Annotated in this window: 23 protein-coding genes; 16 read left to right on the top strand and 7 right to left on the bottom strand. The window is 67.6% G+C overall.

Annotated features, from left to right (window positions below; genetic code table 11):
* Positions 1–2: 2 nt before the first annotated feature.
* The 12 genes from ctaD to QZ546_RS00695 all read left to right on the top strand — a co-directional run bounded on the left by ctaD (position 3) and on the right by QZ546_RS00695 (position 12,320).
* Positions 3–1,676 (top strand): cytochrome c oxidase subunit I, encoded by a 1,674-nt coding sequence (gene ctaD / locus QZ546_RS00640; RefSeq protein WP_294233076.1) that lies wholly within the window; start codon positions 3–5, stop codon positions 1,674–1,676.
* A 204-nt stretch (positions 1,677–1,880) separates the two neighbouring features.
* The gene (locus tag QZ546_RS00645) at positions 1,881–3,611 is read left to right on the top strand and encodes a DUF1800 domain-containing protein (protein WP_294233078.1); all 1,731 of its coding nucleotides are present in this window, start codon (positions 1,881–1,883) and stop codon (positions 3,609–3,611) included.
* On the top strand, positions 3,611–5,029 hold the full coding sequence (locus tag QZ546_RS00650) for a DUF1501 domain-containing protein (protein WP_294233081.1): 1,419 nt from the start codon (positions 3,611–3,613) through the stop codon (positions 5,027–5,029). The genes QZ546_RS00645 and QZ546_RS00650 overlap by 1 nt, the downstream gene beginning before the upstream one ends.
* Before the next feature lie 161 nt (positions 5,030–5,190).
* Positions 5,191–6,255 carry an NAD(P)-dependent alcohol dehydrogenase gene (locus QZ546_RS00655; RefSeq protein WP_294233084.1) on the top strand — a complete coding sequence of 355 codons (1,065 nt, stop codon included), beginning with the start codon at positions 5,191–5,193 and terminating at the stop codon, positions 6,253–6,255.
* Positions 6,256–6,510: 255 nt separating this feature from the next.
* The gene (locus tag QZ546_RS00660; protein ID WP_294233087.1) at positions 6,511–7,410 is read left to right on the top strand and encodes a heme o synthase; all 900 of its coding nucleotides are present in this window, start codon (positions 6,511–6,513) and stop codon (positions 7,408–7,410) included.
* Positions 7,407–7,544: a hypothetical protein gene (locus tag QZ546_RS00665; RefSeq protein ID WP_167345464.1), complete on the top strand. Its 138-nt coding sequence runs from the start codon at positions 7,407–7,409 to the stop codon at positions 7,542–7,544. Before QZ546_RS00660 ends, QZ546_RS00665 begins: the two co-directional genes overlap by 4 nt.
* Positions 7,541–8,080, top strand: coding sequence for a cytochrome c oxidase assembly protein (locus tag QZ546_RS00670; protein ID WP_294233098.1), 540 nt, complete (start codon positions 7,541–7,543; stop codon positions 8,078–8,080). The genes QZ546_RS00665 and QZ546_RS00670 overlap by 4 nt, the downstream gene beginning before the upstream one ends.
* Positions 8,081–8,119: 39 nt before the next feature.
* Positions 8,120–9,031 carry a cytochrome c oxidase subunit 3 gene (locus QZ546_RS00675; RefSeq protein ID WP_294233101.1) on the top strand — a complete coding sequence of 304 codons (912 nt, stop codon included), beginning with the start codon at positions 8,120–8,122 and terminating at the stop codon, positions 9,029–9,031.
* On the top strand, positions 9,024–9,431 hold the full coding sequence (locus QZ546_RS00680; RefSeq protein WP_294233104.1) for a DUF983 domain-containing protein: 408 nt from the start codon (positions 9,024–9,026) through the stop codon (positions 9,429–9,431). The genes QZ546_RS00675 and QZ546_RS00680 overlap by 8 nt, the downstream gene beginning before the upstream one ends.
* Complete coding sequence (locus QZ546_RS00685; RefSeq protein WP_294233107.1) at positions 9,428–10,039, top strand: SURF1 family cytochrome oxidase biogenesis protein; 612 nt, start codon at positions 9,428–9,430, stop codon at positions 10,037–10,039. Before QZ546_RS00680 ends, QZ546_RS00685 begins: the two co-directional genes overlap by 4 nt.
* Positions 10,040–10,052: 13 nt before the next feature.
* The gene (gene thrC / locus QZ546_RS00690; RefSeq protein WP_294233110.1) at positions 10,053–11,441 is read left to right on the top strand and encodes a threonine synthase; all 1,389 of its coding nucleotides are present in this window, start codon (positions 10,053–10,055) and stop codon (positions 11,439–11,441) included.
* 9 nt (positions 11,442–11,450) lie between these two features.
* A complete protein-coding gene (locus QZ546_RS00695) occupies positions 11,451–12,320 on the top strand; it encodes a class I SAM-dependent methyltransferase (RefSeq protein ID WP_294233112.1) in 870 nt (289 codons plus the stop codon).
* An 85-nt stretch (positions 12,321–12,405) separates the two neighbouring features.
* Here the strand turns inward: QZ546_RS00695 and QZ546_RS00700 are convergent, their stop codons facing one another.
* Genes QZ546_RS00700 through QZ546_RS00715 form a run of 4 tightly spaced genes read right to left on the bottom strand, consistent with a single transcriptional unit; the run spans position 12,406 to position 14,786 of the window.
* Positions 12,406–13,158 (bottom strand): methyltransferase, encoded by a 753-nt coding sequence (locus tag QZ546_RS00700; protein WP_294233115.1) that lies wholly within the window; start codon positions 13,156–13,158, stop codon positions 12,406–12,408.
* A 4-nt stretch (positions 13,159–13,162) separates the two neighbouring features.
* A complete protein-coding gene (locus QZ546_RS00705) occupies positions 13,163–13,801 on the bottom strand; it encodes a heme exporter protein CcmB (protein WP_294233117.1) in 639 nt (212 codons plus the stop codon).
* Positions 13,798–14,382 (bottom strand): heme ABC exporter ATP-binding protein CcmA, encoded by a 585-nt coding sequence (gene ccmA / locus QZ546_RS00710; RefSeq protein WP_294233120.1) that lies wholly within the window; start codon positions 14,380–14,382, stop codon positions 13,798–13,800. The genes QZ546_RS00705 and ccmA overlap by 4 nt, the downstream gene beginning before the upstream one ends.
* Positions 14,379–14,786, bottom strand: a complete 408-nt coding sequence (locus QZ546_RS00715; protein WP_294233122.1) for a metallopeptidase family protein — start codon at positions 14,784–14,786, stop codon at positions 14,379–14,381. Before QZ546_RS00715 ends, ccmA begins: the two co-directional genes overlap by 4 nt.
* Before the next feature lie 38 nt (positions 14,787–14,824).
* Here QZ546_RS00715 and QZ546_RS00720 point away from each other — a divergent pair, with 38 nt between their 5' ends.
* The gene (locus tag QZ546_RS00720) at positions 14,825–15,133 is read left to right on the top strand and encodes a 4a-hydroxytetrahydrobiopterin dehydratase (RefSeq protein WP_294233702.1); all 309 of its coding nucleotides are present in this window, start codon (positions 14,825–14,827) and stop codon (positions 15,131–15,133) included.
* A 155-nt stretch (positions 15,134–15,288) separates the two neighbouring features.
* Here the strand turns inward: QZ546_RS00720 and QZ546_RS00725 are convergent, their stop codons facing one another.
* On the bottom strand, positions 15,289–16,290 hold the full coding sequence (locus tag QZ546_RS00725) for a fumarylacetoacetate hydrolase family protein (protein ID WP_294233124.1): 1,002 nt from the start codon (positions 16,288–16,290) through the stop codon (positions 15,289–15,291).
* A gap of 277 nt (positions 16,291–16,567) precedes the next feature.
* Between QZ546_RS00725 and QZ546_RS00730 the strand changes: the two genes are divergently transcribed.
* Positions 16,568–17,932, top strand: a complete 1,365-nt coding sequence (locus QZ546_RS00730; protein WP_294233127.1) for a DEAD/DEAH box helicase — start codon at positions 16,568–16,570, stop codon at positions 17,930–17,932.
* A gap of 201 nt (positions 17,933–18,133) precedes the next feature.
* Positions 18,134–18,400, top strand: coding sequence for a hypothetical protein (locus QZ546_RS00735; RefSeq protein WP_294233130.1), 267 nt, complete (start codon positions 18,134–18,136; stop codon positions 18,398–18,400).
* 76 nt (positions 18,401–18,476) lie between these two features.
* Here QZ546_RS00735 and QZ546_RS00740 read toward each other — a convergent pair whose 3' ends face one another.
* Entirely contained in the window at positions 18,477–20,459 is a 1,983-nt protein-coding gene (locus QZ546_RS00740) for a potassium transporter Kup (RefSeq protein ID WP_294233133.1), read from the bottom strand.
* A 125-nt stretch (positions 20,460–20,584) separates the two neighbouring features.
* On the opposite strand from QZ546_RS00740, the gene pdeM reads away from it, so the two are divergent.
* On the top strand, positions 20,585–21,247 hold the full coding sequence (gene pdeM / locus QZ546_RS00745; protein WP_294233136.1) for a ligase-associated DNA damage response endonuclease PdeM: 663 nt from the start codon (positions 20,585–20,587) through the stop codon (positions 21,245–21,247).
* A gap of 129 nt (positions 21,248–21,376) precedes the next feature.
* On the opposite strand, the gene msrA is transcribed toward pdeM, so the two are convergent.
* Positions 21,377–22,042: a peptide-methionine (S)-S-oxide reductase MsrA gene (msrA, locus tag QZ546_RS00750; RefSeq protein WP_294233139.1), complete on the bottom strand. Its 666-nt coding sequence runs from the start codon at positions 22,040–22,042 to the stop codon at positions 21,377–21,379.
* Positions 22,043–22,447 lie beyond the last annotated feature (405 nt).

Genomic DNA, 22,447 nt, shown 5'->3' on the forward strand with positions numbered 1-22,447 from the left:
CCATGACCGACACCGCACTGCACCCCGGATCGGCTTTCGTCGGTCATGAGGATCACCACCACGCGCACCATGACGCCGATCACAAGCCCGGCTTCTTCGCGCGCTGGTTCCTGTCGACCAACCACAAGGACATCGGCACCCTCTATCTGATCTTCGCGATCGTCGCGGGCATCATCGGCGGCGGCATCTCCGGCCTGATGCGTGCCGAGCTGCGCGAGCCGGGCATCCAGTATCTGGGTATCTGGGCGGGGATGTTGCATGGCGGGGCGCAGAGCCTCGACCAGTCGCTGCACCTGTGGAACGTGCTGATCACCGCGCACGGCCTCATCATGGTGTTCTTCATGGTCATGCCCGCGATGATCGGCGGGTTCGGCAACTGGTTCGTGCCGATCATGATCGGCGCGCCCGACATGGCCTTCCCGCGCATGAACAACGTGTCCTTCTGGCTGCTGATCCCGGCCTTCACGCTGCTGCTCGCCTCGCCCTTTTTCGGGTCGGGCGCGGGTGTGGGCTGGACCGCCTATGCCCCGCTATCGACCTTTGGCGAGCCGGGGCCGAGCGTCGACATGGCGATCCTGTCGCTTCACCTGGCGGGCGCCTCGTCGATCCTGGGGGCGATCAACTTCATCACCACCATCTTCAACATGCGCGCGCCGGGCATGACGCTGCACAAGATGCCGCTGTTCGTCTGGTCGGTGCTGGTGACGGCCTTCTTGCTGCTGCTGTCGCTGCCGGTGCTGGCCGCCGCGATCACCATGTTGCTGACCGATCGCAATTTCGGCACGACCTTCTTCGATCCCGCCGGTGGCGGCGACCCGATCCTGTACCAGCATCTGTTCTGGTTCTTCGGCCACCCCGAAGTCTACATCATGATCCTGCCGGGCTTCGGCATCGTCAGCCAGATCATCGCGACGTTCAGCCGCAAGCCCGTCTTCGGCTATCTCGGCATGGCCTATGCCATGGTCGCGATCGGCGTGGTCGGCTTCGTCGTGTGGGCGCACCACATGTTCGCCACCGGCCTGTCCGTGAACACCAAGATGTACTTCACCGCCGCGACGATGATCATTGCGGTGCCGACCGGCATCAAGATCTTCTCATGGATCGCGACCATGTGGGGCGGCTCGCTCAGCTTCAAGACGCCGATGGTCTGGGCGATCGGCTTCATCTTCATGTTCACGGTCGGCGGCGTGACCGGCGTCGTGCTGGCCAATGGCGGCATCGACGATTACATGCACGACACCTATTATGTCGTGGCGCACTTCCACTATGTCCTGTCGCTGGGCGCGGTGTTCGCGCTGTTCGCGGGCTTCTATTACTGGTTCCCCAAAATGTCGGGGAAGATGTACAGCGAATTGCTCGGCCAGCTGCACTTCTGGGTATTCTTCATCGGCGTGAACCTGCTGTTCTTCCCGATGCATTTCCTAGGGCTGCAGGGGATGCCGCGCCGTATCCCCGACTATCCGGTCGCCTTTGCCGAGTGGAACCGGCTGGCCACCCATGGCTATGAGATCATGGCGGCGGGCATGGCGATCTTCTTCGTCAACCTGATCTGGTCGCTGATCGCGGGCAAGCCCGCCGGGGACAATCCCTGGGGCGAAGGCGCGACCACGCTGGAATGGACGCTGTCCAGCCCGCCCCCCTATCACCAGTTCGAAACGCTGCCACGCATCGACTGATCCGGCGGCCGATACCCACGTGATCGGGCTCCGAGGCACCCCTCTCGGAGCCCTTTTCGTTTCAGCATCGTCACAATGGGTCCGGATCGGCCCAAACGCGCCGTAAACGCGACCAATGGCGGAACCGATTCATATTTCGTTATCCACATAGGTTACACTCTGCACCGGCCGTCGGGCGGGCGGCAGTAGCGAGTATGAATCCAGATGACGGGGTGGGACGATCCGACGGCGCCGATGACGGCGACCGCCGAAGACGATGCACTGGCGCCTGCAAGCGAGGCGGCGCCCCTAGGCCCGGCCCTGGCGACCGGCAGCACGATACTGCCGCTGCTCGCGCTGGCGGCATGCGGCGATGGCGGCAGCGGCAGCGCCAGCACGGGTGGCGCGCCCTCGGGCGGCTCCACCCCGGTCGTCGTCGTCACGCCCCCGCCGACCGCGACGGAGGCCAGCCGCTTCCTGGCCCAGGCGACCATGGGCGCCACCCGCAGCGCGATCGATGCGGTCGTCTCGCGCGGCTATGAGGGCTGGCTGACCGACCAGTTCGCGATGGCCCGCGCGACCAGCCATTGGGACTGGCTGACCGCCAATGGCTATGACGCGGCGACCAATCGCAACACCCTGGCCGGGTTCGACGCGACGCTGTGGCGGCAGATGATCGTCGAGCCCGACCAGCTGCGCCAGCGGGTCGGCAGCGCGCTGCTCGACATATTGGTGGTCAGCATCGACGGCGTCACCGACGCCTGGCGCGCGTTCAGCATGGCGGCCTATGCCGACCTGCTGCTCGACAATGCCTTCGGCAATTACCGCGACATCATCGGTGCGATCACCACCAATTTCGCGATGTCGACCTATCTGACCTTCCTGAATAACCGCAAGGGCAACCCGACGACCGGGCAGCAGCCGGACGAGAATTACGCCCGCGAACTGATGCAGCTGTTCACGCTGGGCCTGTACCAGCTGAACATGGACGGCACGCAGAAGATGAATGGCGGCCAGCCGATGGAGACCTATACCCAGGCGGACGTCTCCGGCCTGGCGCGCGTGTTCACCGGCCTGGCCCCCGCCTCCAGCGACAGCACCACGACCGCGCGCTATCGCCAGCCGCTGGTGATGAACGCCGCTATCAACGAGACCGGCGCGGCGACCTTTCTGGGCACGACCGTCACCGGCGGCGGCATGGCGGCGATCAAGACCGCGCTCGACACCATCTTCGCGCATTCCAACATGCCGCCCTTCGTCGCGAAGCAGCTGATCCAGCGGCTCGTCACCAGCAATCCCTCGCCCGCCTATGTCAGCCGGGTGGCGAGCGCCTTTGCCGACAATGGCCAGGGCGTGCGCGGCGACATGAAGGCGGTGATCCGCGCGATCCTGCTCGACAGCGAGGCGCGCGGCGTGCCGACCGACGCCAATGCGGGCAAGCTGCGCGAGCCGGTGCTGCGCATGACCGGCTGGGCGCGCGCGTACGGCGTCACCTCGCCCTCCAATGCCTGGGCGATCGGCGACACCTCCAGCCCCGCGAACCGACTGGCACAGGGCAAGGGGCATAGCCCGTCGGTCTTCAACTTCTACCGCCCCGGCTATACGCCGCCCGGCACCAGCATCGCCAGCGCCGGGCTGGTCGCGCCCGAGTTCCAGATCACCAACGAACAGAGCGTCGTCGCCTACGTCAACTACATGTACGGCCTGATCGCCAACGGCACCGGCGACGTGAAGGCCGATTATACCGCGATCCTGACCAAGGCCGCCGATACCCAGGCGCTGGTCGACGAGGTGAACCTGGTGCTGGCCGCCGGACAGCTCTCCGCGACCACCCTCGCCACCATCCGCACCGCGGTGGACAGCGTGTCGGCAACCGCGACCAACGGGCCGATCAACCGGGTCGGCATCGCGATCCTGCTGACCATGGCCTCCCCCGACTATCTGACCCTGCGGTGATGAGCATGACCCCAGACCAGTCCCACCTTGACCAGTCCCCCCTTGACCAGTCCCGGCGCGCTTTCCTGAAGCGCAGCGCGCTGCTCGGCCTGGCCGGCACCGCCACCCCCTTCGTCACCAGCCTGGCCGCGATCGGCGAGGCGGCGGCGGCCACCGCGTCCGACTATAAGGCGATGGTCTGCGTGTTCCTGTATGGCGGCAACGACTATGCCAACACCCTGATCCCCTATGACGATAGCAGCTATGCCGCCTATGCCGCGGCGCGGCCCAACCTGGCCTATCAGCGGTTCGACCTGGCCGGCAGCGTCCTGAACCCCGCCGCCGCCCTGCCCGGCGGCCGCGCCTATGCCCTGTCGCCGGCCATGCCGGAGCTGAACCAGCTGTTCGCGGCGGGCAAGATGGCGGTGGCGCTGAACCTGGGCACGCTGATCCAGCCGACGACCAAGGCGCAATATAGCAGCGGTACCGCGAAATTGCCGCCCAAGTTGTTCAGCCACAACGACCAGCAGAGCTTCTTCCAGGCGTCCAGCCCGGAGGGCGCCGCCAGCGGCTGGGGCGGGCGGATCGGCGACGTGTTCCAAAGCGGCAACGGCGCCGCCGCGCTGACCTGCATCAACGCCAGCGGCAATGCGGTCTATCTGACCGGGCGCAGCGCGATCCAATATGCGGTGGGCACGGGCGGCCCGATCCCGCTGATCGGCGGCAGCAAGACGCTGTACGGCTCGTCCTCCGCGCTGGACAGCTTGCGCGGGCTGATGACCGCGCAGTCGAGCTTCGCCATGGCGAACGAACATGCCCGGATCAGCAAGCGCGCCTTCGACATCCAGGCACAGCTCAGCACCGCGCTGGCCGGTGCCCCCGCCAGCAACTTCCCGCTCTTCCCCGCCAACAACAATCTTGCCGACCAGCTGAAGATGGTCGCGCGGATGATCGCGGTCAGCCAGACGCTGGGGCTGAAGCGCCAGGTCTTCTTCGTCTCGATGGGCGGGTTCGACCTGCATAGCGGGCTGGTCGCGTCCCAGCCGGTGCTGCTGGCCAAGGTGTCGGCGGCGATGAAGGCCTTTTACGACACCACCGCCGCGCTGGGCGTCGCCAATCAGGTGACGAGCTTCACCGCATCGGACTTCGGCCGCACCCTGGTGTCCAACAGCGACGGCGCGGACCATGGCTGGGGCAGCATGCACTTCGTCGTCGGCGGCGCGGTCAAGGGGCAGCGCTTCTATGGCAAGGCCCCGATCGTCGGCGCGGGCACCAGCGACGATGTCGGACAGGGCCGGTTGCTGCCGACCATGTCGGTCGATCAATATGCCGCGACGCTGGCCAGCTGGTTCGGGGTCGACTCCAGTGGTTTGCGCACCGTGTTGCCCAATATCGGCAATTACGACGCCTCGACCTGGAACCAGGGCTTTCTGGGATGATATTGCCCAAGTAACGTTACAACATATTGTAGTTGGCCAATTCGCCGATCATCGCCGATCGGAAAACTTTTGCTTCCGTTCGTCTGGCATGGCGACTCCTCAGGACCCATCTGAATGCTGCGATCATTCGGTCGCCTCACAGATTTCCCGAAGGAGCTTCCATGCCCACTCCCGCCAAGGGTTATGCCGCCCAGTCGGCCGAGACCCCGCTCGCCCCCTTTTCCTTCGAGCGCCGCGACTGTCAGGCGGACGATGTCGCGATCGACATCCTCTATTGCGGCGTCTGCCACTCCGACCTGCACACGGCGCGGGGCGAATGGGCGGGCACCCAATATCCGTGCGTGCCGGGCCATGAGATCGTCGGCCGCGTGACCGCCGTCGGCGACGCGGTGACGAAGTACCAGGTCGGCGATCTGGTCGGCGTCGGCTGCATGGTCGACAGCTGCGGCCATTGCCCTTCGTGCCATGACGGCGAGGAGCAATATTGCGAGGGGACCGGCTTTGTCGGCACCTATAACGGCCCCGATCCCGTGATGGGCGGCCACACGCTGGGCGGCTATTCGAACCATATCGTGGTCAAGGAAAGCTTCGTCCTGAAGATCAACCATGACGAGTCCGATCTGGCCGCCGTCGCGCCGCTGCTCTGCGCCGGGATCACCACCTATTCGCCGCTCCACCATTGGAAGGTCGGGCCGGGACAGAAGGTCGGCATCGTCGGCCTGGGCGGCCTGGGCCACATGGGCGTGAAGATCGCCGCCGCGATGGGTGCGGAGGTGTATGTTTTCTCCACCTCGCCGAACAAGGCCGAGGATGCCAAGCGGCTGGGCGCCAAGGGCCTGATCGTGTCGAAGGACGCCGATCAGATGGCCGAACATGCCAATAGCTTCGACTTCATCCTGAACACCGTCGCCGCCCCGCACGACCTGGACCAGTTCCTCGTCCTGCTGAAGCGCGACGGGACGATGACGCTGGTCGGCGTGCCGGATGCGCCGCATCCGTCGCCCTCGGTCGGCAATCTGGTGTTCCGCCGCCGCGCGCTGGCCGGCTCGCTGATCGGCGGCATCGCCGAGACGCAGGAGATGCTCGACTTCTGCCACCAGCACGGCCTGACCGCCGACATCGAGATGATCGCGATGGATCAGGTCAACACCGCCTATGACCGGATGCAGAAGAGCGATGTGAAGTATCGCTTCGTCATCGACATGGCGACACTGAAGCAGGGCTGACGCCTGTGGGATCCACGCCCCTCCCGCAGGCGGGAGGGGGTGCGCTTCTGGCAAACGGATCCCCCTTCTTCTCCCCTCCCGCAGGCGAGTTTCAGGTCGGTCATGCCCCCGGCATGACCTAAACGATGCGGGGCATCGTTTGCCTGAAACTGGGCCCGGGGGAGGGAATGCCGCATAGGCTGACCTCACCCCCCAGCCCCGGCAAAGACGCTTCGATTGCCCGCCCACCCCACACCGCCTATATGCGGGGCTCCCATGTCCAGCATTCCCTCTTCCGTCTTCGTCCCCGCCGACTGGCGCGACTTTCTGGCGCTCACCAAGCCGCGGGTGATGACTTTGGTCGTGTTCACCGGGCTGTGCGGGATGCTGGCAGCGCCTGTGGGGGTCGATCCGGTGATCGGCTTCACCGCGATCCTGTGCATCGCGCTGGGCGCGGGCGCGGCGGGGGCGCTGAACCAATGGTATGAGGCGGATCTCGACGCGCTGATGAAGCGCACCGCCAAGCGCCCCCTGCCCGCCGGCCGGATGAGCCGCGAGTCGGCGCTGCATTTCGGCGTCGGCCTGGCCTGTTTCTCGGTCATCCTGATGGGGCTGGCGGTCAATTACGTCGCCGCCGGCATCCTGACCGTCTCGATCCTGTTCTACGTGCTGGTCTACACCGTCTGGCTGAAGCGCCGGACGCCGCAGAACATCGTCATCGGTGGCGCGGCGGGGGCGTTTCCGCCGCTGATCGGCTGGGCCGCCGCGACCGGACAGGTCGCGCTGCTGCCCCTGTTGCTGTTCAGCCTCGTCTTCCTGTGGACGCCGCCGCATTTCTGGGCGCTCGCGCTGTTCGTGAAGACCGATTACGCCAATGCGGGCGTGCCGATGCTGCCCGTCGTCGCGGGCGAGCGGGTGACGCGCGCGCAGATCGGGCTCTACACCATCCCGATGGCGATCGCCGCCGTCGCGCCCTGGCCGCTGGGGCTGACCGGCGCCATTTACGGTATCATCGCCAGCGCAGGCACCGCGCTGTTCGCCGCCTATGCCGCGATCGTCGCCTTCCGGCACACCCAGCCGGACGATGCGATGAAGCCCGAAAAGCGGCTGTTCAAATATTCGATCCTCTATCTTTTCCTTCTCTTTGGCGCGCTGGTGGTGGATCGTTGGGCATGACGCCTGACGATTCGAATCGCATTCGCGCCAAGCAGCGCGCCCGCGCCACCGCGATGGCGCTGCTGCTCGGTTTTCTGGTGGTGCTGATCTTCTTCATCACCCTGTCCAAGATCCGCGCGGGGATGCACGGGTGAGACTGACGCGCCAGGGTCGGACGGTCGCGCTCGCGATCTTCGGCGTGGTGTTCATGACCGGCCTCGCCTTTGCCAGCGTGCCGCTCTACCGCATGTTCTGCCAGGTGACGGGCTATCAGGGCACGACCCAGCGCGGCAAGGCCGCGCCCGGCAGCGTCCACCGCCAGGTCACCGTCAATTTCGACGCCAATGTCTCCTCGCGCCTCGCCTGGAGCTTCAAGCCCGAGAATCCGCACGAAACCGTTGATATCGGCGCGCGCGACATGGTGTTCTTCACCGCGACCAACCATGCCAAGGTCCCGATCACCGGCACCGCCACCTTCAACGTCACCCCCGACCAGGCGGGGCGCTATTTCACCAAGATCCAGTGTTTCTGCTTCACCCAGCAGACGCTGCAACCCGGCGAGACCGCGCGGATGCCCGTGATCTTCTTCATCGACCCCAAGATCCTGAACGATCCGGACGCCAGGGACATCGAGACCATCACCCTGTCCTACACATTTTACCCGGTGGATTCGGAGAAGAAAGCGGGTTAGCCTGCCCCTAAAATAGCAAAAAGCGTAAGGGACGGGATCATGGCTGGCGCGAAGAACCACGACTATCACATCCTGCCGCCGAGCCCCTGGCCGCTGGCAACGTCGATGTCGGCGCTGCTCATGGCCTCTGGCGCGATCATGTGGATGCACAAGGCGCCGGGCGGCGGCTGGGCCTTCCTCGCCGGGCTCGCCGCCGTCCTGTTCTGTATGGGCAGCTGGTGGGCGGACGTGGTGCGCGAGGCGCATCATGGCGACCATACCCCCGTGGTGCAACTTCACTTCCGCTACGGCATGATCCTGTTCATCGCGTCGGAGGTGATGTTCTTCGTCGGCTGGTTCTGGGCCTTTTTCGACTTCTCACTCTTCCCGACCGCGATGAGCTTCGTCGACGGCCAGGTCGAACGCGCGGCCGAGGGCGCGACCGCCATCGCCGCGACCTGGCCGCCCAAGGGGCTGGAGGTGATCGACGCCTTCAAGCTACCGCTGCTCAACACGCTGATCCTGCTGACCAGCGGCACCACCGTCACCTGGGCGCACCATGCGCTGATCCACAACCAGCGCGGCGGCGAGAAGCGCGGGCTCTGGGGTGCGCTGGGCGTCGGCGACCGGGACGGCGTGCTGAAGGGGCTGTGGCTGACCATCGTGCTCGGCCTGATCTTCAGCTCGATCCAGGCCTATGAATATATCCACGCGCCCTTCCCCTTTAAGGGGATCAACTATGGCGCGTCCTTCTTCATGGCGACCGGGTTCCACGGCTTCCACGTCATCGTCGGCACCATCTTCCTGATCGTCTGCCTGATCCGCGCCTATCGCGGCGACTTTACCCCGCGCCAGCATTTCGGGTTCGAGGCGGCGGCCTGGTACTGGCATTTCGTCGACGTGGTGTGGCTGTTCCTGTTCGTCACCATCTATGTCTGGGGTGGCTGGGGCGCGCCGGTTCATAGTGGCTGAGCATCATCCGCCGACCATCGCCGAGGCGGGGTTCCGGGGGCTGTGTCCGCGTTGCGGCCAGCCCCATTTGTTTGCCGGACCGCTCTTCTCGCCGCAGGTCGTCACCTTTGCCGATCGGTGCAGCGCCTGCGGGCTGGACTTCACCCGCTTCAACGTCGGTGACGGCCCTGCGGCGTTCCTGACCCTGATCCTGGGGACCGTCATCACCATCGCGGCGATCCTGGTCGAGCTGACCCTCTACCCGCCGCTCTGGCTGCACATGATGATCTGGCTGCCGCTGACCGCGATCGGCGTGGTCTACACCCTGCGGGTCGCCAAGGGCGCGCTGATGGCCGCCGAATATCGCAACGAGGCGCGCGAGGGGGTGATCGTCACGCCCGAGGATGACGACCAGCCATGAGGCGGGTGCCGATCGTCCCCACGCTGGTCGTCGCGCTCGCGGTCGCGGCGATGGTCGTGCTGGGCCTGTGGCAGTTGCTCGACCGGTTGCCGCAGAAGCAGGCCTATCTGGCCCAGCTCGCCGCCAATCCGGCGCGGCCGGCGATCGCATTTCCGCATCATCCCGACGAAAGCCTGCTTTTCCGCCGGACGGTGGCGGATTGCCGTCCGCCCATCACCATCCGCCGCGCGGGCGCAGGCGCGGCCGGGTTCCGGCTGATCGCGACCTGTTCGGGCGCGCTACAGGTCCAGCTCGGCACGACCCATGATCCCAGGCTGGACGTCGCCTGGTCGGGCGGCCGGGTCGGCGGCTATATCGCCCATGCGCCCGACAGCCGCTCGCTGATCCAGGCGGCCTTCGACCACCGGCCCCAGGCGATGCTGCTGGTCGCGGATACGCCCCTGGCCGGTCTGGCCCCCAATGCCCGCCCCGATCTCGACGCGGTGCCCAACAACCATCTCGCTTATGCCATACAGTGGTTCCTGTTCGCCGGGATTGCCGCAATTATCTATGGTTTGGCGGTCATTCGGCGCAATCGAACGGTTGTCGTCAAGGCTATACGCCGTTAAGCCGCAGCGCATCATGCGCTATCTCAGTACCCGTGGCTCCGCCCCCATCCTCGATTTCCGGGGCGCGACCCTGGCCGGTCTCGCCAGCGACGGCGGGCTTTACGTACCCGAAACCTGGCCGAGCCTCTCGACGGAAGAGGTCGAAGCGCTCGCGGGCCTCTCCTATGCGCAGACCGCCGCACGGATCATGGCGCCGTTCGTCGGCGACAGCCTGACCGCAGAGGAGCTGCAGGAGCTGTGCGACGCCGCCTATGGCCGTTTCTCGCACGCCGCCGTCACGCCGCTGGTGCAGCTCGACCATGACCAGTGGCTGCTGGAGCTGTTCCACGGGCCGACGCTGGCGTTCAAGGACGTGGCGCTCCAGATGCTGGGCCTGCTGTTCGAGCGGTTCCTGCGCGGCACCGACACCAAGCTGACCATCGTCGGCGCGACCAGCGGCGACACCGGATCGGCGGCGATCGACGCGGTGGCGGGGCGCGCCAATATCGACATCTTCATGCTGCACCCCGCAGGCCGCGTGACCGACATCCAGCGACGCCAGATGACGACCGTGCTCGCGCCGAACGTCCACAATATCGCGGTCGAGGGGAATTTCGACGACGCCCAGGCGCTGGTGAAGGCGATGTTCAACGACCGCGCCTTTGCCGATCGCCATACCCTGTCGGCGGTCAACTCGATCAACTGGGCGCGGTTGATGGCGCAGGTCGTCTATTATTTCTACGCCGCCGTCCGGCTGGGCGCGCCGGGCAAGGCGATCGCCTTCTCGGTCCCGACGGGCAATTTCGGCGACGTGTTCGCCGGCTATGTCGCGGCGCGCATGGGGCTGCCGGTCGAGCGGCTGATCGTCGCGACCAATATCAACGACATCCTCCACCGCGCTTTGTCCTCGGGCGACTATTCCAAGGGGCAGGTGCAGGCGACCGCGACCCCGTCGATGGACATTCAGGTCAGCTCGAATTTCGAGCGGCTGCTGTTCGACGCGAACGGCCGCGACGGGGCGGCGCTGGCGGCGCAGATGAAGGGGTTCGAGGGCAGCGGCGCGATGCGGCTGACCAATGCGCAGAGCCAGGCCATCGCCCCGCTCTTCACCAGCACGCGCGTGGATGCGGACGATATGAGCCGCGCGATGCGCTGGGCGTTCGACGAAACGGGCCAGGTGCTCGACCCGCACACCGCCATCGCGCTATCGGCCGCGCGTGCCGCCGAGACGAGCGCGCCCGTGGTGACGCTGGCCACCGCGCACCCGGCCAAGTTCACCGACGCCGTCGAGCGCGCGACCGGCGTCCGCCCGGCCCTGCCGCGCCGCGTCGGCGACCTGTTCGAGCGCGAGGAGCGCTTCACCACCCTGCCCGCCACCTTCGACGCGGTGACGGCCTTTATCGACGGGCATGGTTTGCGCTAACGCGGGTCCATGAAACTCGAAACGATGATCGGCGAGCCCTGGGCGGATTATGGGCTGGTCGACTCCGGCCATGGTCGCAAGCTGGAACGCTATGGCCGGTTCCGCTTCATCCGCCCCGAACCCCAGGCGATGTGGGCCCCGGCGACCAGCGACTGGCGCGCGGCGGCCGAGTTCGTGCCCGGCTCGGACGAGGATGGCGGCGGCCGCTGGAATTTCAACGAGCCGGTGCCGCGCGACGGCTGGCCGCTGAAATGGAACGAAGTACGCTTCACCGCGCAGAACACGCCGTTCCGCCATCTCGGCTTCTTCCCCGACATGGCGCCGGTGTGGAGTTGGATGCGCGAGCAGGTCGACGGGCTGGCCGAGCCGGAATGCATGAACCTGTTCGGCTATACCGGCGTCGGCACGCTGGCGATGGCGAGCGCGGGTGCCAAGATGGTGCATGTCGACGCCTCCAAAAAGTCGGTCGAGGCGGCCCGCGGCAATGCGATGCTGTCGGGGCTGGGCGATGCGCCGGTCCGCTGGATCATCGACGATGCCGCCAAGTTCGTCGCGCGCGAGGTACGACGCGGGCGGCGCTATGACGGCATCCTGCTCGACCCGCCCAAATATGGACGCGGGCCGGAGGGCGAGGTCTGGCGGCTGGAGGAGGACCTGCCCGGCCTGATCGCGAACTGCCGCCAGCTGCTGGATGCGGACTCGCGCTTCCTGTTCCTGACGGTGTACGCGGTCCGCATGTCGGCGATGGCGATCGGCGAGATGATGCGTCAGGTGATGGGCGACCTGCCCGGCAAGGTCGAGTGCGGCGAACTGGGCGTGCGCGAGGAAGCGCGCGGCCTCACCCTGCCCACCGCCATCTGGGCGCGGTGGAGCCGGTAAGCCTTGCTTACAAACGACCGTTCCGCCTGAGCGAAGTCGAAGGCCACGCCCGATCATCGCGGCGGGGCGTGTGCTTCGACTTCGCTCAGCACGAACGGGGGGCGGCGATTTCGATCAGTGCCACCTCATAGGTCGCCACCGCTCCGTCAGCCTCGAACCGCTTCGCAATCCGCCGCATCGCCCCCGGCGGGATCGGCCGATGCCCCTCGCGCGGCGTCCCCGCCCCGATCGCCCTGAGCGCGCGCATGAACTCCGCCGCCGTCCCATGCCGCTGTTCGAAGGTCCGCGCCTCGACAGGCCAACCCAGCGACTCCACCGGTGGATAGACCGGACTCCCCGCCACGAACCCTTCCGCCTCATGCGCCGCGTGCCATGCCGCGAAGGTGCCCCGCACCAGCGTCGTCACCAGCAACCGCCCGCCCGGCGCCAGCAGCGCCGCCAACCGCTGGAAGCCCGCATCCAGATCGGCGAACCACTGCACCGCCAGGCTGCTGACGATCAGGTCGAACGGCGCTTCACCGGGCAGGTCGGGATGCTCGCCATCCGTGACCCGCCCCCGCGCCCCGGGATTCGCCGCCAGCCCCCGTGCCAGCATGGCGGGCGCGATGTCGGTCATCAACCAGTCGGGCCGCACCAGCCGGGGCAGGGTCGCCGCCGTCAGGAATCCGGTGCCGCATCCCACCTCCAGCACGCGCGGCGCTGGCGGGGCGACCGCGACCACCCGCTCCGCCAGCCAGTCGGCCACCTGTCGCTGGACGATGGCATGGGCGTCATAGGCCGCCGCCGCGTCAAAGGCCCGCGCGATCCGCGCCGCCGCATTCGCCATGGGCTCGGTCATCGGCTCAGTCGCGCACCGACCGGATCGCCGCCGCCGCGATCCATGGCGCGCCCGCGACCAGCAGCAGCGACACCGAAGCCAGCAGCTTGAGCGCGCCCAAATCGCCGCCCCCCGCCCCGAAGATCAGCAGCGGCAGCGCGAGCGGCAACAACAGCAGCCCGGCCAGCCCCCCTGCCCCGCGCAGTCCCGCGGTCAGCGCGCCCGTCGCCACCGCCAAGGCCGCCAGCCCGGGCGTGCCGAGCAGCAGCGCCGCCTCGACACGGCCGATTGCCGCCCTGTCCAGCCCGAACAACCCGCCCGCGACCAAGGCCGCCAGCATCAGCGGCGGCGCGAACGCCACCCAATGGGCGACGATGCGCAGGGCCATGACCAGCGGCAGCGACAGGCCGTGCACCCGAATCTGGTCGAGCCATCCCGACTCCATATCGGGCGCGACCAGGCGCTCGACCGGCAGCAACGCGGCGAGCAAGGCGGCGACCCAGATCGCGCCCGCTCCCACCCGCGCCAGCACCGCCCGGTCGGGTCCGATGGCAAAGGGAAACAGCACCACCGCCAGCAGGAAAAAGCCGCAGACCAGCCCCGCCCCGCCCCCGGCATAGCCGCGCCGCACGTCGCGCGCGATCAGGGTCATGGCGACGCTCATGCCGGGACCAGCCCGTCCAGCGCGAGCATCTGCGCCCCCGGGACGGCCAGCGGCTGGTGCGTGGTCAGCAGCACCGCACCACCGCCCGCGCGATGCTCCGCGATGACCCGCTCCAGCATCACCACGCCCTCCGCATCCAGTCCGCTGCCCGGTTCGTCCAGCAGCCAGAGCGGCGCCCGCGACGCCACCGCCCGCGCGAGGGCGGCCCGGCGGCGCTGGCCGGTCGACAACAGCCGCACCGGCACCTCGGCCAGCTCGGCCAGCCCCACCGTCGCCAACGCCTCCGCCACGCGCGCATCGGCCGAACCGTTCAGCCGCGCCCAGAAGGTCAGCGCCTCGCCCAGGCGCCGCTCGGGATCGAGCGCGATGTCCTCGGTCATCAGCGCGAGGCGTGGGCTCCGCTCTACGGTCCCCTCGAACGGCGCGATCAGCCCGGCGGCCAGGCGCAGCAGGCTGGACTTGCCGATGCCGTTGGGGCCGGTCACGACCGCCGCGTCGCCCGCCGAAAGCGACAGCGACAAGCGGGCGAACAACAGCCGCCCGCCCCGCGCGCAGGCGACGTCGGACAGGCGCAAAATCACGCGACCGCGTCTTCCAGCGCGTGCATGTCGTCGTCGGACAGGCCGAAATGATGGCCGATCTCATGGATCGTCACATGCACGACCAGATCGTCCAGCCGCACCCCCGTCTCCACCCATTCGTCCAATATGGCGCGGCGATAGAGATGGATACGGTCGGGCAGCGCGCCCGAATCCATCGAACTTTTCTCGCCCACCGGACGGCCATGGTACAGGCCGGTCAGGTCGAGCGGATGCTCGATCCCGAGGGCCGCCAGCGTTGCGTCATCGGCGAATTCCTCGACGATCAGCACGACATCGCCCAGATGCGCGCGGAACGCCTGCGGCAGGCGCGCGATCGCGGCGCGGGCGATCCGCTCGATCGCCTCGGCACCGGGGGCTTCACCGATCGCGTCTTGCTCGCTCATGCGCGTCGTCTTACCGCTGTGCCGACCAAAAGAACAAGATAGCCAAGGGGACGCGCATGGTGGAGCGGCTGAGCGAGCTGGACCGGGACGAGGCGCTGGACGGCCTGCCCGACTGGGACTGGGACGAAGGGCGCGACGCGATCAGCCGCCGTTTCGTCTTCGCCGATTTCAACGAGGCGTTCGGCTTCATGACCCGTGTCGCGCTGCTGGCGGAAAAGGCGGACCATCATCCGGAATGGTCGAACGTGTGGAACCGGGTCGACATCGTACTGACCACCCATGACGCGGGCGGCCTGTCGGCACGCGACATCGACCTGGCCGAAGCGATCGACGCGCTGGTGGAGTGACCCCTTATCCTCCCCAAGCTGTGCTTGGGGAGGGGGACCATGCGCAGCATGGTGGAGGGGCGCCGTCGCAGACGGCGGCTGACGCCGCCACCCCTCCACCACCCGGCTGTGCCGGGCGGTCCCCCTCCCCATCGTCAGATGGGGAGGATTTGGAATTACCCGACCGTCTGCTCGATCGCGCCGAAGATCGGGTGGTGGCGGTCGTCCTCCATCCAGATGCGGACCGTATCGCCCTTCTTCAGGAAGGGCGTCACCGCCGCGCCGCCACGGATCGTCTCGATCATCCGCAGCTCGGCCAGGCAGCTATAGCCCACCCCGCCCTCGGCGACCGGCTTGCCCGGGCCGCCGTCCGAATCGCGGTTGGACACGGTGCCCGACCCGATGATCGTCCCCGCCCCCAGCGCGCGGGTCTTGGCCGCATGGGCGATCAGCGTGCCGAAGTCGAAGGTCATGTCCACCCCCGCATCGGCGCGGCCGAAGGGCTGGCCGTTCAGGTCGACCTTCAGCACCCGGTGCAGCTTGCCGTCCTGCCACCAGTCGCCGAGCGACTCCGGCGTGACGAAGACCGGCGAGAAGGCCGAGGCGGGCTTGGACTGGAAGAAGCCGAAGCCCTTGGCCAGCTCGCCCGGGATCAGCCCGCGCAGCGACACGTCGTTGGTCAACCCGACCAGCCGGATCGCCGCCAGCGCCTCCTCGCGGCTCGCCCCCATCGGCACGTCGCCGGTGACGACGACGACCTCGCCCTCCAGGTCGCAGCCCCAGTCTTCGTCGGCCAGCGGGATCGCATCGCGCGGCCCCAGGAACCCGTCCGAGCCACCCTGATACATGAGCGGATCATGCCAGAAGCTCTCGGGCAGCTCCGCCCCACGCGCCTGGCGGACCAGCGCGACGTGATTCACATAGGCCGATCCGTCTGCCCACTGATAAGCGCGCGGCAAAGGCGAGGCGGCGTCATGCTCGTGAAAGCGCACACGGGGGATCGCCTCGTGATCCAGGTCCGTCGCCAGATTGGCGAGCGCGGGCGCGACACCCTCCCAATCGTCGAGCGCGGCCTGCAATGTCGGCGCGATATGCCCCGCATCGGCGTACCAGGCGAGATCGCTCGACACGACGACCAGCTTGCCGTCACGACCTTCCTTGAGACTGGCGAGTTTCATCCGGGGCTCCTCTTCATGAATTGGTATCAGATGTAACCATCCGTCCGCGATTGTCACGCATCGCATCACCGATCCTGCCCGAAACTTGACTTTCCGCAAGCGTTAGCGCACATACACGCCCGTCGAGGCGTCCACTCGCAGCGTGAACGGACCATCTGGTCCCGGCTCCGCCCCGACCCTGTCTTCAGGCTTCCCTTGTCACGCGGGGTGTCATCAACCCCGGCGCCGCTCCTCGCGGCCCTTCCGTGACTCGCGCGCCATGATCGAAAGCAATTCCATGTCCTTTTCCGAACTCGGCCTGGCCGAGCCGCTCGTCCGCGCGCTCGAAGCCAAGGGCTATTCCGAACCCACCCCGATCCAGCGCGACTCGATCCCGACGCTGCTGGAAGGCCGCGACCTGCTGGGCATCGCCCAGACCGGCACCGGCAAGACGGCGGCCTTTGTCCTGCCGTCGATCCAGCGCCTGGTCGAGGCGAACAAGCGCGTCCTGCCCACCCATTGCCGGATGCTCGTCCTCGCCCCCACGCGCGAACTGGCCAGCCAGATCACGGAGAATGCGAAGGGCTATGCCAAGTTTTCCAAGCTGGCGGTGGCGACCGTCTTCGGCGGCACCAGCCTGAACAAGAACCGCCAAGACCTGTCGCGCGGCGTCGACATCCTCGTCGCGACGCCCGGCCGCCTGATCGACCTCGTGGAGCAGGGCTTCCTGAACCTGTCGATGATCGAGATCCTGGTGCTGGACGAGGCCGACCAGATGCTCGACCTGGGCTTCATCCACGCGCTGCGCCGCATCGTGAAGATGATCCCGCGCAAGCGTCAGACCCTGTTCTTCTCGGCCACCATGCCCGCCGCGATCCGCGACCTGGCCGACAAGTTCCTCGACAATCCGGCGACCGTGACCGTGACCCCGGTCGCGACCACCGCCGAGCGCGTCGACCAGTCGGTGACGTTCGTCACGCAAGCGGAGAAGCAGGCGCTGCTGACCATCCTGCTCGCCGATCCCGCGATCGAGCTGGCGCTGGTCTTCACCCGCACCAAGCATGGCGCCGACCGCGTCGTGAAGCTGCTGGCCGGCAACGGCATCGCCGCCAACGCGATCCACGGCAACAAGAGCCAGGGCCAGCGCGAGCGCGCGCTGGGCGAATTCCGCTCCGGCCAGACCCGCGTGCTGGTGGCGACCGACATCGCCGCGCGCGGCATCGACATTCCGGGCGTCAGCCATGTCTTCAACTTCGAGCTGCCCAACGTCGCCGAGCAATATGTCCACCGCATCGGCCGCACCGCGCGCGCGGGGCGCTCGGGCATGGCCATCGCCTTCTGCGCCGAGGATGAACGGCCCTATCTGAAGGACATCGAGAAGCTGACGCGGCAAAAGATCACCGTCGTCCCGCTTCCGGCCGACTTCGTGAAGCGCGCCGAGACGATCAAGTCGCAGCGGGTGAAGGCGATCGGCGCCGACCCCGCGCCGCGCGTCGACCGCCCGCGCGATCCGGCGCGTCCGCGTGCCACGCATTCCCCGCGTGCGACCGATGCGCGTGCACCCCAGGGTCGCCAGCCGCGCCGTCGCAGCGGCGGTGGTCGCGGCCGTGGCGGTCGTCCGGGCGGTAGCGCGGGCGGCGCCGGTCGCGGCGCGCAGGGCTGAAAATAAAGGCCTGCCCTCTCCAACGGCACGCCCCTCCCGCAAGCGGGAGGGGATGGGGGAGGGCAGGGTCTCACAGAGACTATTCCTCGAGGCTCTTTCCCCTTCCCGCCCCCCCTACAGGGAGAGAGGCTATGGAAGGGCACCATTCCCCCTCTCCCGCGTTGAGCGCGTAACGATTCCCGCGCATCAGGAGAGGTTGCCATGGATATTGCCCACACCCCCGCCGCCGAACGCATCGCGCGCGTGCTGTGCGGCCAGCGGCTGAGCGCCAATGCGGGGGGCGATTCGGAATCCGCCGCCAAACTGGTCGACGCGCATTGGCGCGAGCATATGGCGGATGCGCTCGCGGTGCTCCGGACCCTGCGCGAACCCGACCAGGCGATGGCCGATGCGGGCGATCCGGCGATCTGGGAAAAGATGGTGCGGGTCGCGGTCGAGGCCGCCAAGCCGCCTAAGGTCACGCTATAGGCTCGGGCAGGGGATTGCCCCTCCACCATCCTTCGGATGGTCCCCCTCCCCAAGCATAGCTTGGGGAGGAATTGGGTTACACCGTGACCTGCTCGCCCAGTTCCAGCACCTTGCCCGGCGGGATGCGCAGGAAGTCGGTCGGATCGCTGGCATTGCGCTGCAGGAACATGAACAGCCGGTCCTGCCAGGGCGGCATGCCCTTTTCCGCCTCGGGCTTCAGCGTGTTGCGGCCGATGAAGAAGCTGGTCTTCATCGGATCGAGCCCCTTGCCATTGGTCTGCACCCCGAAATCGCGCGGCAGGTCGCGCGGGACGTCGGGCGTTTCCATGAAGCCATAGGTCAGCACGACGGTCGCGAAGCTGTCGTCCAGCCGCTCGACATGCGCGCGCTTCTCGGGCGGCACGACCGGGCGATCGGCGGTGCGGATCGTCACGACCAGATTCTGCGCGTGCAGGATCTTGTTGTGCTTGAGATTGTGGAGCAGCGCGCCCGGCGCCGAAGCGGGGTTGGCGGTCAGGAACACCGCCGTGCCCGGCACCCGCTCCGGCGGCCGCTTGGCGAGCGCGGCGACCAGATCGGCGAGCGGAATCGCCTGCCGCTTCTCGAAGGCCGAGACGATGCCGCGCCCGCGCACCCAGGTATGGATGATCAGCCCGACACCGGCCCCAACCAGGAGCGGCACCCAGCCCCCTTCGATCACGCGCAGGATGTTCGCCCCGAAAAACACGAGGTCGAGCGTCAGGAAGGGCAGGATCGCCGCCGCCGCCAGCCCGCGCGACCAGCCCCAGCGGTGGCGCACCACCAGATAGGCCAGGCATGTCGTCACCACCATCGTGCCCGTCACCGCGATGCCGTACGCGGCGGCCATGGCGGAGGACGTCTTGAACTGGATGACCAGCACCAGCACGCCGAACAGCAGCAGCCAGTTGATCGCGGGCAGATAGATCTGCCCCTGGAAATCGGCCGAGGTCTGGCGGACGCGCAGGCGGGGGAGCAGGCCGAGCTGGATCGCCTGCTGGGTCAGCGAGAAGGCGCCGGTGATGACCGCCTGCGCCGCGATCACGGTGGCGAGGCCCGCCAGCACGATCAGCGCGGGGCGCATCGGCTCGGGTGCCATCAGGAAGAACCAGTCCTGGTTGGTGAAGGGCTGGCCGCTCGCCGCCGCCTGTTCCAGCGAGGCGAGCGCGAACGCCCCCTGCCCCAGATAGTTGAGCGCCAGCGCAGGCAGGACCAGCGAGAACCAGCCGATACGGATCGGCAGCCGCCCGAAATGGCCCATATCGGCGGTCAGCGCCTCGGCACCCGTGACGGTCAGGAACACCGCGCCCAGCACGAACAGGCCGATGACGCCGTGGCTGATGAGGAAACTCACACCGTAGCCCGGCCAGATGACCCGCGCGATCGAGGGTTCGTCGGCGATATGCCAGATGCCCAGCCCGCCGATGACGATGAACCACAGGATGCAGATCGGGCCGAACAGCTTCGACACCTGCGCCGTGCCCCGCGACTGGATGAAGAACAGCGCGACCAGGATGACGATGGTGCACATCCGGATGACGCTCTCGTCGAAGATCGACGCGGCGGCGGGAATGGTGCGCAAGCCTTCCATCGCCGACAGCACCGACAGCGCGGGCGTGATGATCGCATCGCCATAGAAGAGCGACGCGCCCGCCGCGCCCAGCACCAGCGCCACGCGCGAGCGCACCCCCGCCGCGCGCCGGGCAAGTGCGGCGAGCGCCAGCACGCCCCCTTCGCCCTGATTGTCGGCGCGCATCAGGAAGACGACATATTTGATCGTGACGACCAGGATCAGCGACCACAGCGCCAGGCTGAGCACGCCCAGAATCTCGCCGGGGTCGATGCCGTCGCCTGCCGTCTGGGCCAGCGCCTCACGAAAGGCATAGAGCGGGCTGGTGCCGATATCGCCGAACACCACGCCGATCGCACCGATGGTCAGCGCCGCCAGTGCGGGGTGCCGGTGGGCCCCCGCTTCATCACCCGTGCTAGCGTCGCTGGATGGGCCCTGATGGCCTCTCAAATCGGTCGCCGTGCTCGTCATGCCCGCCGGAACCCCCTGTGCCAAAAGGACGGCGCGCTTTACGCTTCTGCGCGCCCGACGCAAGGGCTTTCCAACACCCCCTGCAAACGCTTGATATTGCGCAGCGTCAAGCGCATGGACGGCAAATGGTTCCCTTTTCGTTCGGCGGCCACGACTTTACCGCACTGCCCGAGGGCGCGCTGTTCTGGCCCGCGCGGGGCGCTTTGCTGGTCGCCGACCTGCATCTGGAGAAGGCCAGCTGGTATGCGGGCGGCGGGCAGATGCTGCCGCCCTATGACTCGCTCGCCACGCTGACCGAGCTGACCGCCATCGTCACCCGGACGCGCGCGCGCGAGGTCTGGTGCCTGGGCGATAGTTTCCATGATGCAGAGGGGTGCGACCGGCTGCTGCCCGAGGCGCGGGCGATGCTGCTGGCCCTGACCGGGACCACAAAATGGACCTGGATCACCGGCAATCACGATCCAGTGCTTCGCGACCGTTGCGGCGGTGCGGTGACGGCCGAGGCGGTGGTCGAGGGCCTGGTCCTGCGCCACGAAGCCGATCCGGCGGAGACCCGGCCAGAGCTGTCGGGGCATTTCCATCCCAAGCTGCGGCTGCGGGTGCGCGGCAAGCTGGTCGCGCGACGCTGTTTCGTCGGCACCGCGCGCAAGCTGATCCTGCCGGCCTTCGGGTCGCTGACCGGCGGGCTGGACGTCGATCACCCCGCTTTGATCCAGGCGGTCGGCCGGTCGGCGGAGGCGCTGGTGCCGGTGCGCGACCGAATGCTGCGCTTCCCGGTGGCGGCCTGAGAGGCCTTCCATTCCTCCCCTGTAAGGGGAGGTGGCAGCCCGAAGGGCTGACGGAGGGGTGTCACCATCAGCGGTTATACCCCTCCACCAGCTTCGCTGGTCCCCCTCCCCTTGCAGGGGAGGAATGAATCACCCCGCCCGCGCGAGATCGGGGAAACCGGCGCGGAAGCCCGCCACCTTCGGCTTGTCCCAATGCACGATATAGGGATGCGTCGGGTTACGGTCGTAGAAATTCTGATGCTCCGCCTCGGCCGGGAAGAAGCTTCCCTGCTCGATCCGCGTGGTGATCGGGCGGCCAAAGGCATGGGCGCGGGTCAGCTGCGCGATATAGGCCCGTGCGACCCTGGCCTGTTCGGGCGACTGGGCGAAGACCGCCGAGCGATAGCTGGGACCGCGATCGGGGCCCTGGCCGCCGACCTGGGTCGGATCATGCGCGATCGCGAAATAGACGCGCAACAACGTGGCGTAGGAGACCTGACGCGGGTCATAGGTGATTCGGATCGCCTCGGCATGGCCGGTCCGCTCGGTCGAGACGGCGCCGTAATTGGCGTCCTCGCGTCGGCCACCGGCATAGCCCGCCGTTACCGAGCGCACGCCTTTCACCCGCTCGAACACCGCTTCCATGCCCCAGAAACACCCGCCTGCCAGAACGGCCACCTGCGGGCGGGACGCAGCGGGCACGTCGAGCGCCGCCTTGGGCAGCGGCACGGCGCGCTCGGCGCTGGCGGGAAGGGATGACAAGACGACCGCTCCGAATGCGGTCGCAGCCAGGGCGATGCAGAGGGTGTTACGCATCGCCGGGATATGGGGTGGGTCTTAGGGTTCGGCTAGGGGCCGAGGTCCGGGCGTAGGCTTCGACTACGCTCAGCCTGAACGGATGTTGAGATCAGCCGCTATGCCCTCGCTCCGTTCAGCCTGAGCGAAGTCGAAGGCCAAGGGATTCCCCTTAACGAACCGCCTCGACCGGCGCCGAACCATAGCGGCTGGGCGCTTCCGCCGGGTGAAGGACCACGAGACCCAGGGCGCCAAGCGCAAACCCGCCGGCGAACTGCCATACGAAGCTGGACTTGAGGAGGGCACGCATTGTTCACTTCACCTGTCTAAACGGGTCGCTCCCCGGTCGGGCGAGCGATCTTCCGGGCGCCATCTGGTCGATCGGCGCCGTTCCGACAATGGCGTTTATAGAAACGCTGCATTAAC

Origin of the sequence: uncultured Sphingomonas sp., from assembly GCF_913062585.1 — a bacterium.
Lineage (GTDB): Bacteria > Pseudomonadota > Alphaproteobacteria > Sphingomonadales > Sphingomonadaceae > Sphingomonas.

Excerpts from the sequence above, each read along its gene's own strand:
- ctaD (WP_294233076.1), top strand. The coding sequence starts at position 3 with ATGACCGACACCGCACTGCACCCCGGATCGGCTTTCGTCGGTCATGAG.
- QZ546_RS00645 (WP_294233078.1), top strand. The coding sequence starts at position 1,881 with ATGACGGGGTGGGACGATCCGACGGCGCCGATGACGGCGACCGCCGAA.
- QZ546_RS00650 (WP_294233081.1), top strand. The coding sequence starts at position 3,611 with ATGAGCATGACCCCAGACCAGTCCCACCTTGACCAGTCCCCCCTTGAC.
- QZ546_RS00655 (WP_294233084.1), top strand. The coding sequence starts at position 5,191 with ATGCCCACTCCCGCCAAGGGTTATGCCGCCCAGTCGGCCGAGACCCCG.
- QZ546_RS00660 (WP_294233087.1), top strand. The coding sequence starts at position 6,511 with ATGTCCAGCATTCCCTCTTCCGTCTTCGTCCCCGCCGACTGGCGCGAC.
- QZ546_RS00665 (WP_167345464.1), top strand. The coding sequence starts at position 7,407 with ATGACGCCTGACGATTCGAATCGCATTCGCGCCAAGCAGCGCGCCCGC.
- QZ546_RS00675 (WP_294233101.1), top strand. The coding sequence starts at position 8,120 with ATGGCTGGCGCGAAGAACCACGACTATCACATCCTGCCGCCGAGCCCC.
- QZ546_RS00685 (WP_294233107.1), top strand. The coding sequence starts at position 9,428 with ATGAGGCGGGTGCCGATCGTCCCCACGCTGGTCGTCGCGCTCGCGGTC.
- thrC (WP_294233110.1), top strand. The coding sequence starts at position 10,053 with ATGCGCTATCTCAGTACCCGTGGCTCCGCCCCCATCCTCGATTTCCGG.
- QZ546_RS00695 (WP_294233112.1), top strand. The coding sequence starts at position 11,451 with ATGAAACTCGAAACGATGATCGGCGAGCCCTGGGCGGATTATGGGCTG.
- QZ546_RS00700 (WP_294233115.1), bottom strand. The coding sequence starts at position 13,158 with ATGACCGAGCCCATGGCGAATGCGGCGGCGCGGATCGCGCGGGCCTTT.
- QZ546_RS00705 (WP_294233117.1), bottom strand. The coding sequence starts at position 13,801 with ATGAGCGTCGCCATGACCCTGATCGCGCGCGACGTGCGGCGCGGCTAT.
- QZ546_RS00715 (WP_294233122.1), bottom strand. The coding sequence starts at position 14,786 with ATGAGCGAGCAAGACGCGATCGGTGAAGCCCCCGGTGCCGAGGCGATC.
- QZ546_RS00725 (WP_294233124.1), bottom strand. The coding sequence starts at position 16,290 with ATGAAACTCGCCAGTCTCAAGGAAGGTCGTGACGGCAAGCTGGTCGTC.
- QZ546_RS00730 (WP_294233127.1), top strand. The coding sequence starts at position 16,568 with ATGTCCTTTTCCGAACTCGGCCTGGCCGAGCCGCTCGTCCGCGCGCTC.
- QZ546_RS00735 (WP_294233130.1), top strand. The coding sequence starts at position 18,134 with ATGGATATTGCCCACACCCCCGCCGCCGAACGCATCGCGCGCGTGCTG.
- QZ546_RS00740 (WP_294233133.1), bottom strand. The coding sequence starts at position 20,459 with ATGACGAGCACGGCGACCGATTTGAGAGGCCATCAGGGCCCATCCAGC.
- pdeM (WP_294233136.1), top strand. The coding sequence starts at position 20,585 with ATGGTTCCCTTTTCGTTCGGCGGCCACGACTTTACCGCACTGCCCGAG.
- msrA (WP_294233139.1), bottom strand. The coding sequence starts at position 22,042 with ATGCGTAACACCCTCTGCATCGCCCTGGCTGCGACCGCATTCGGAGCG.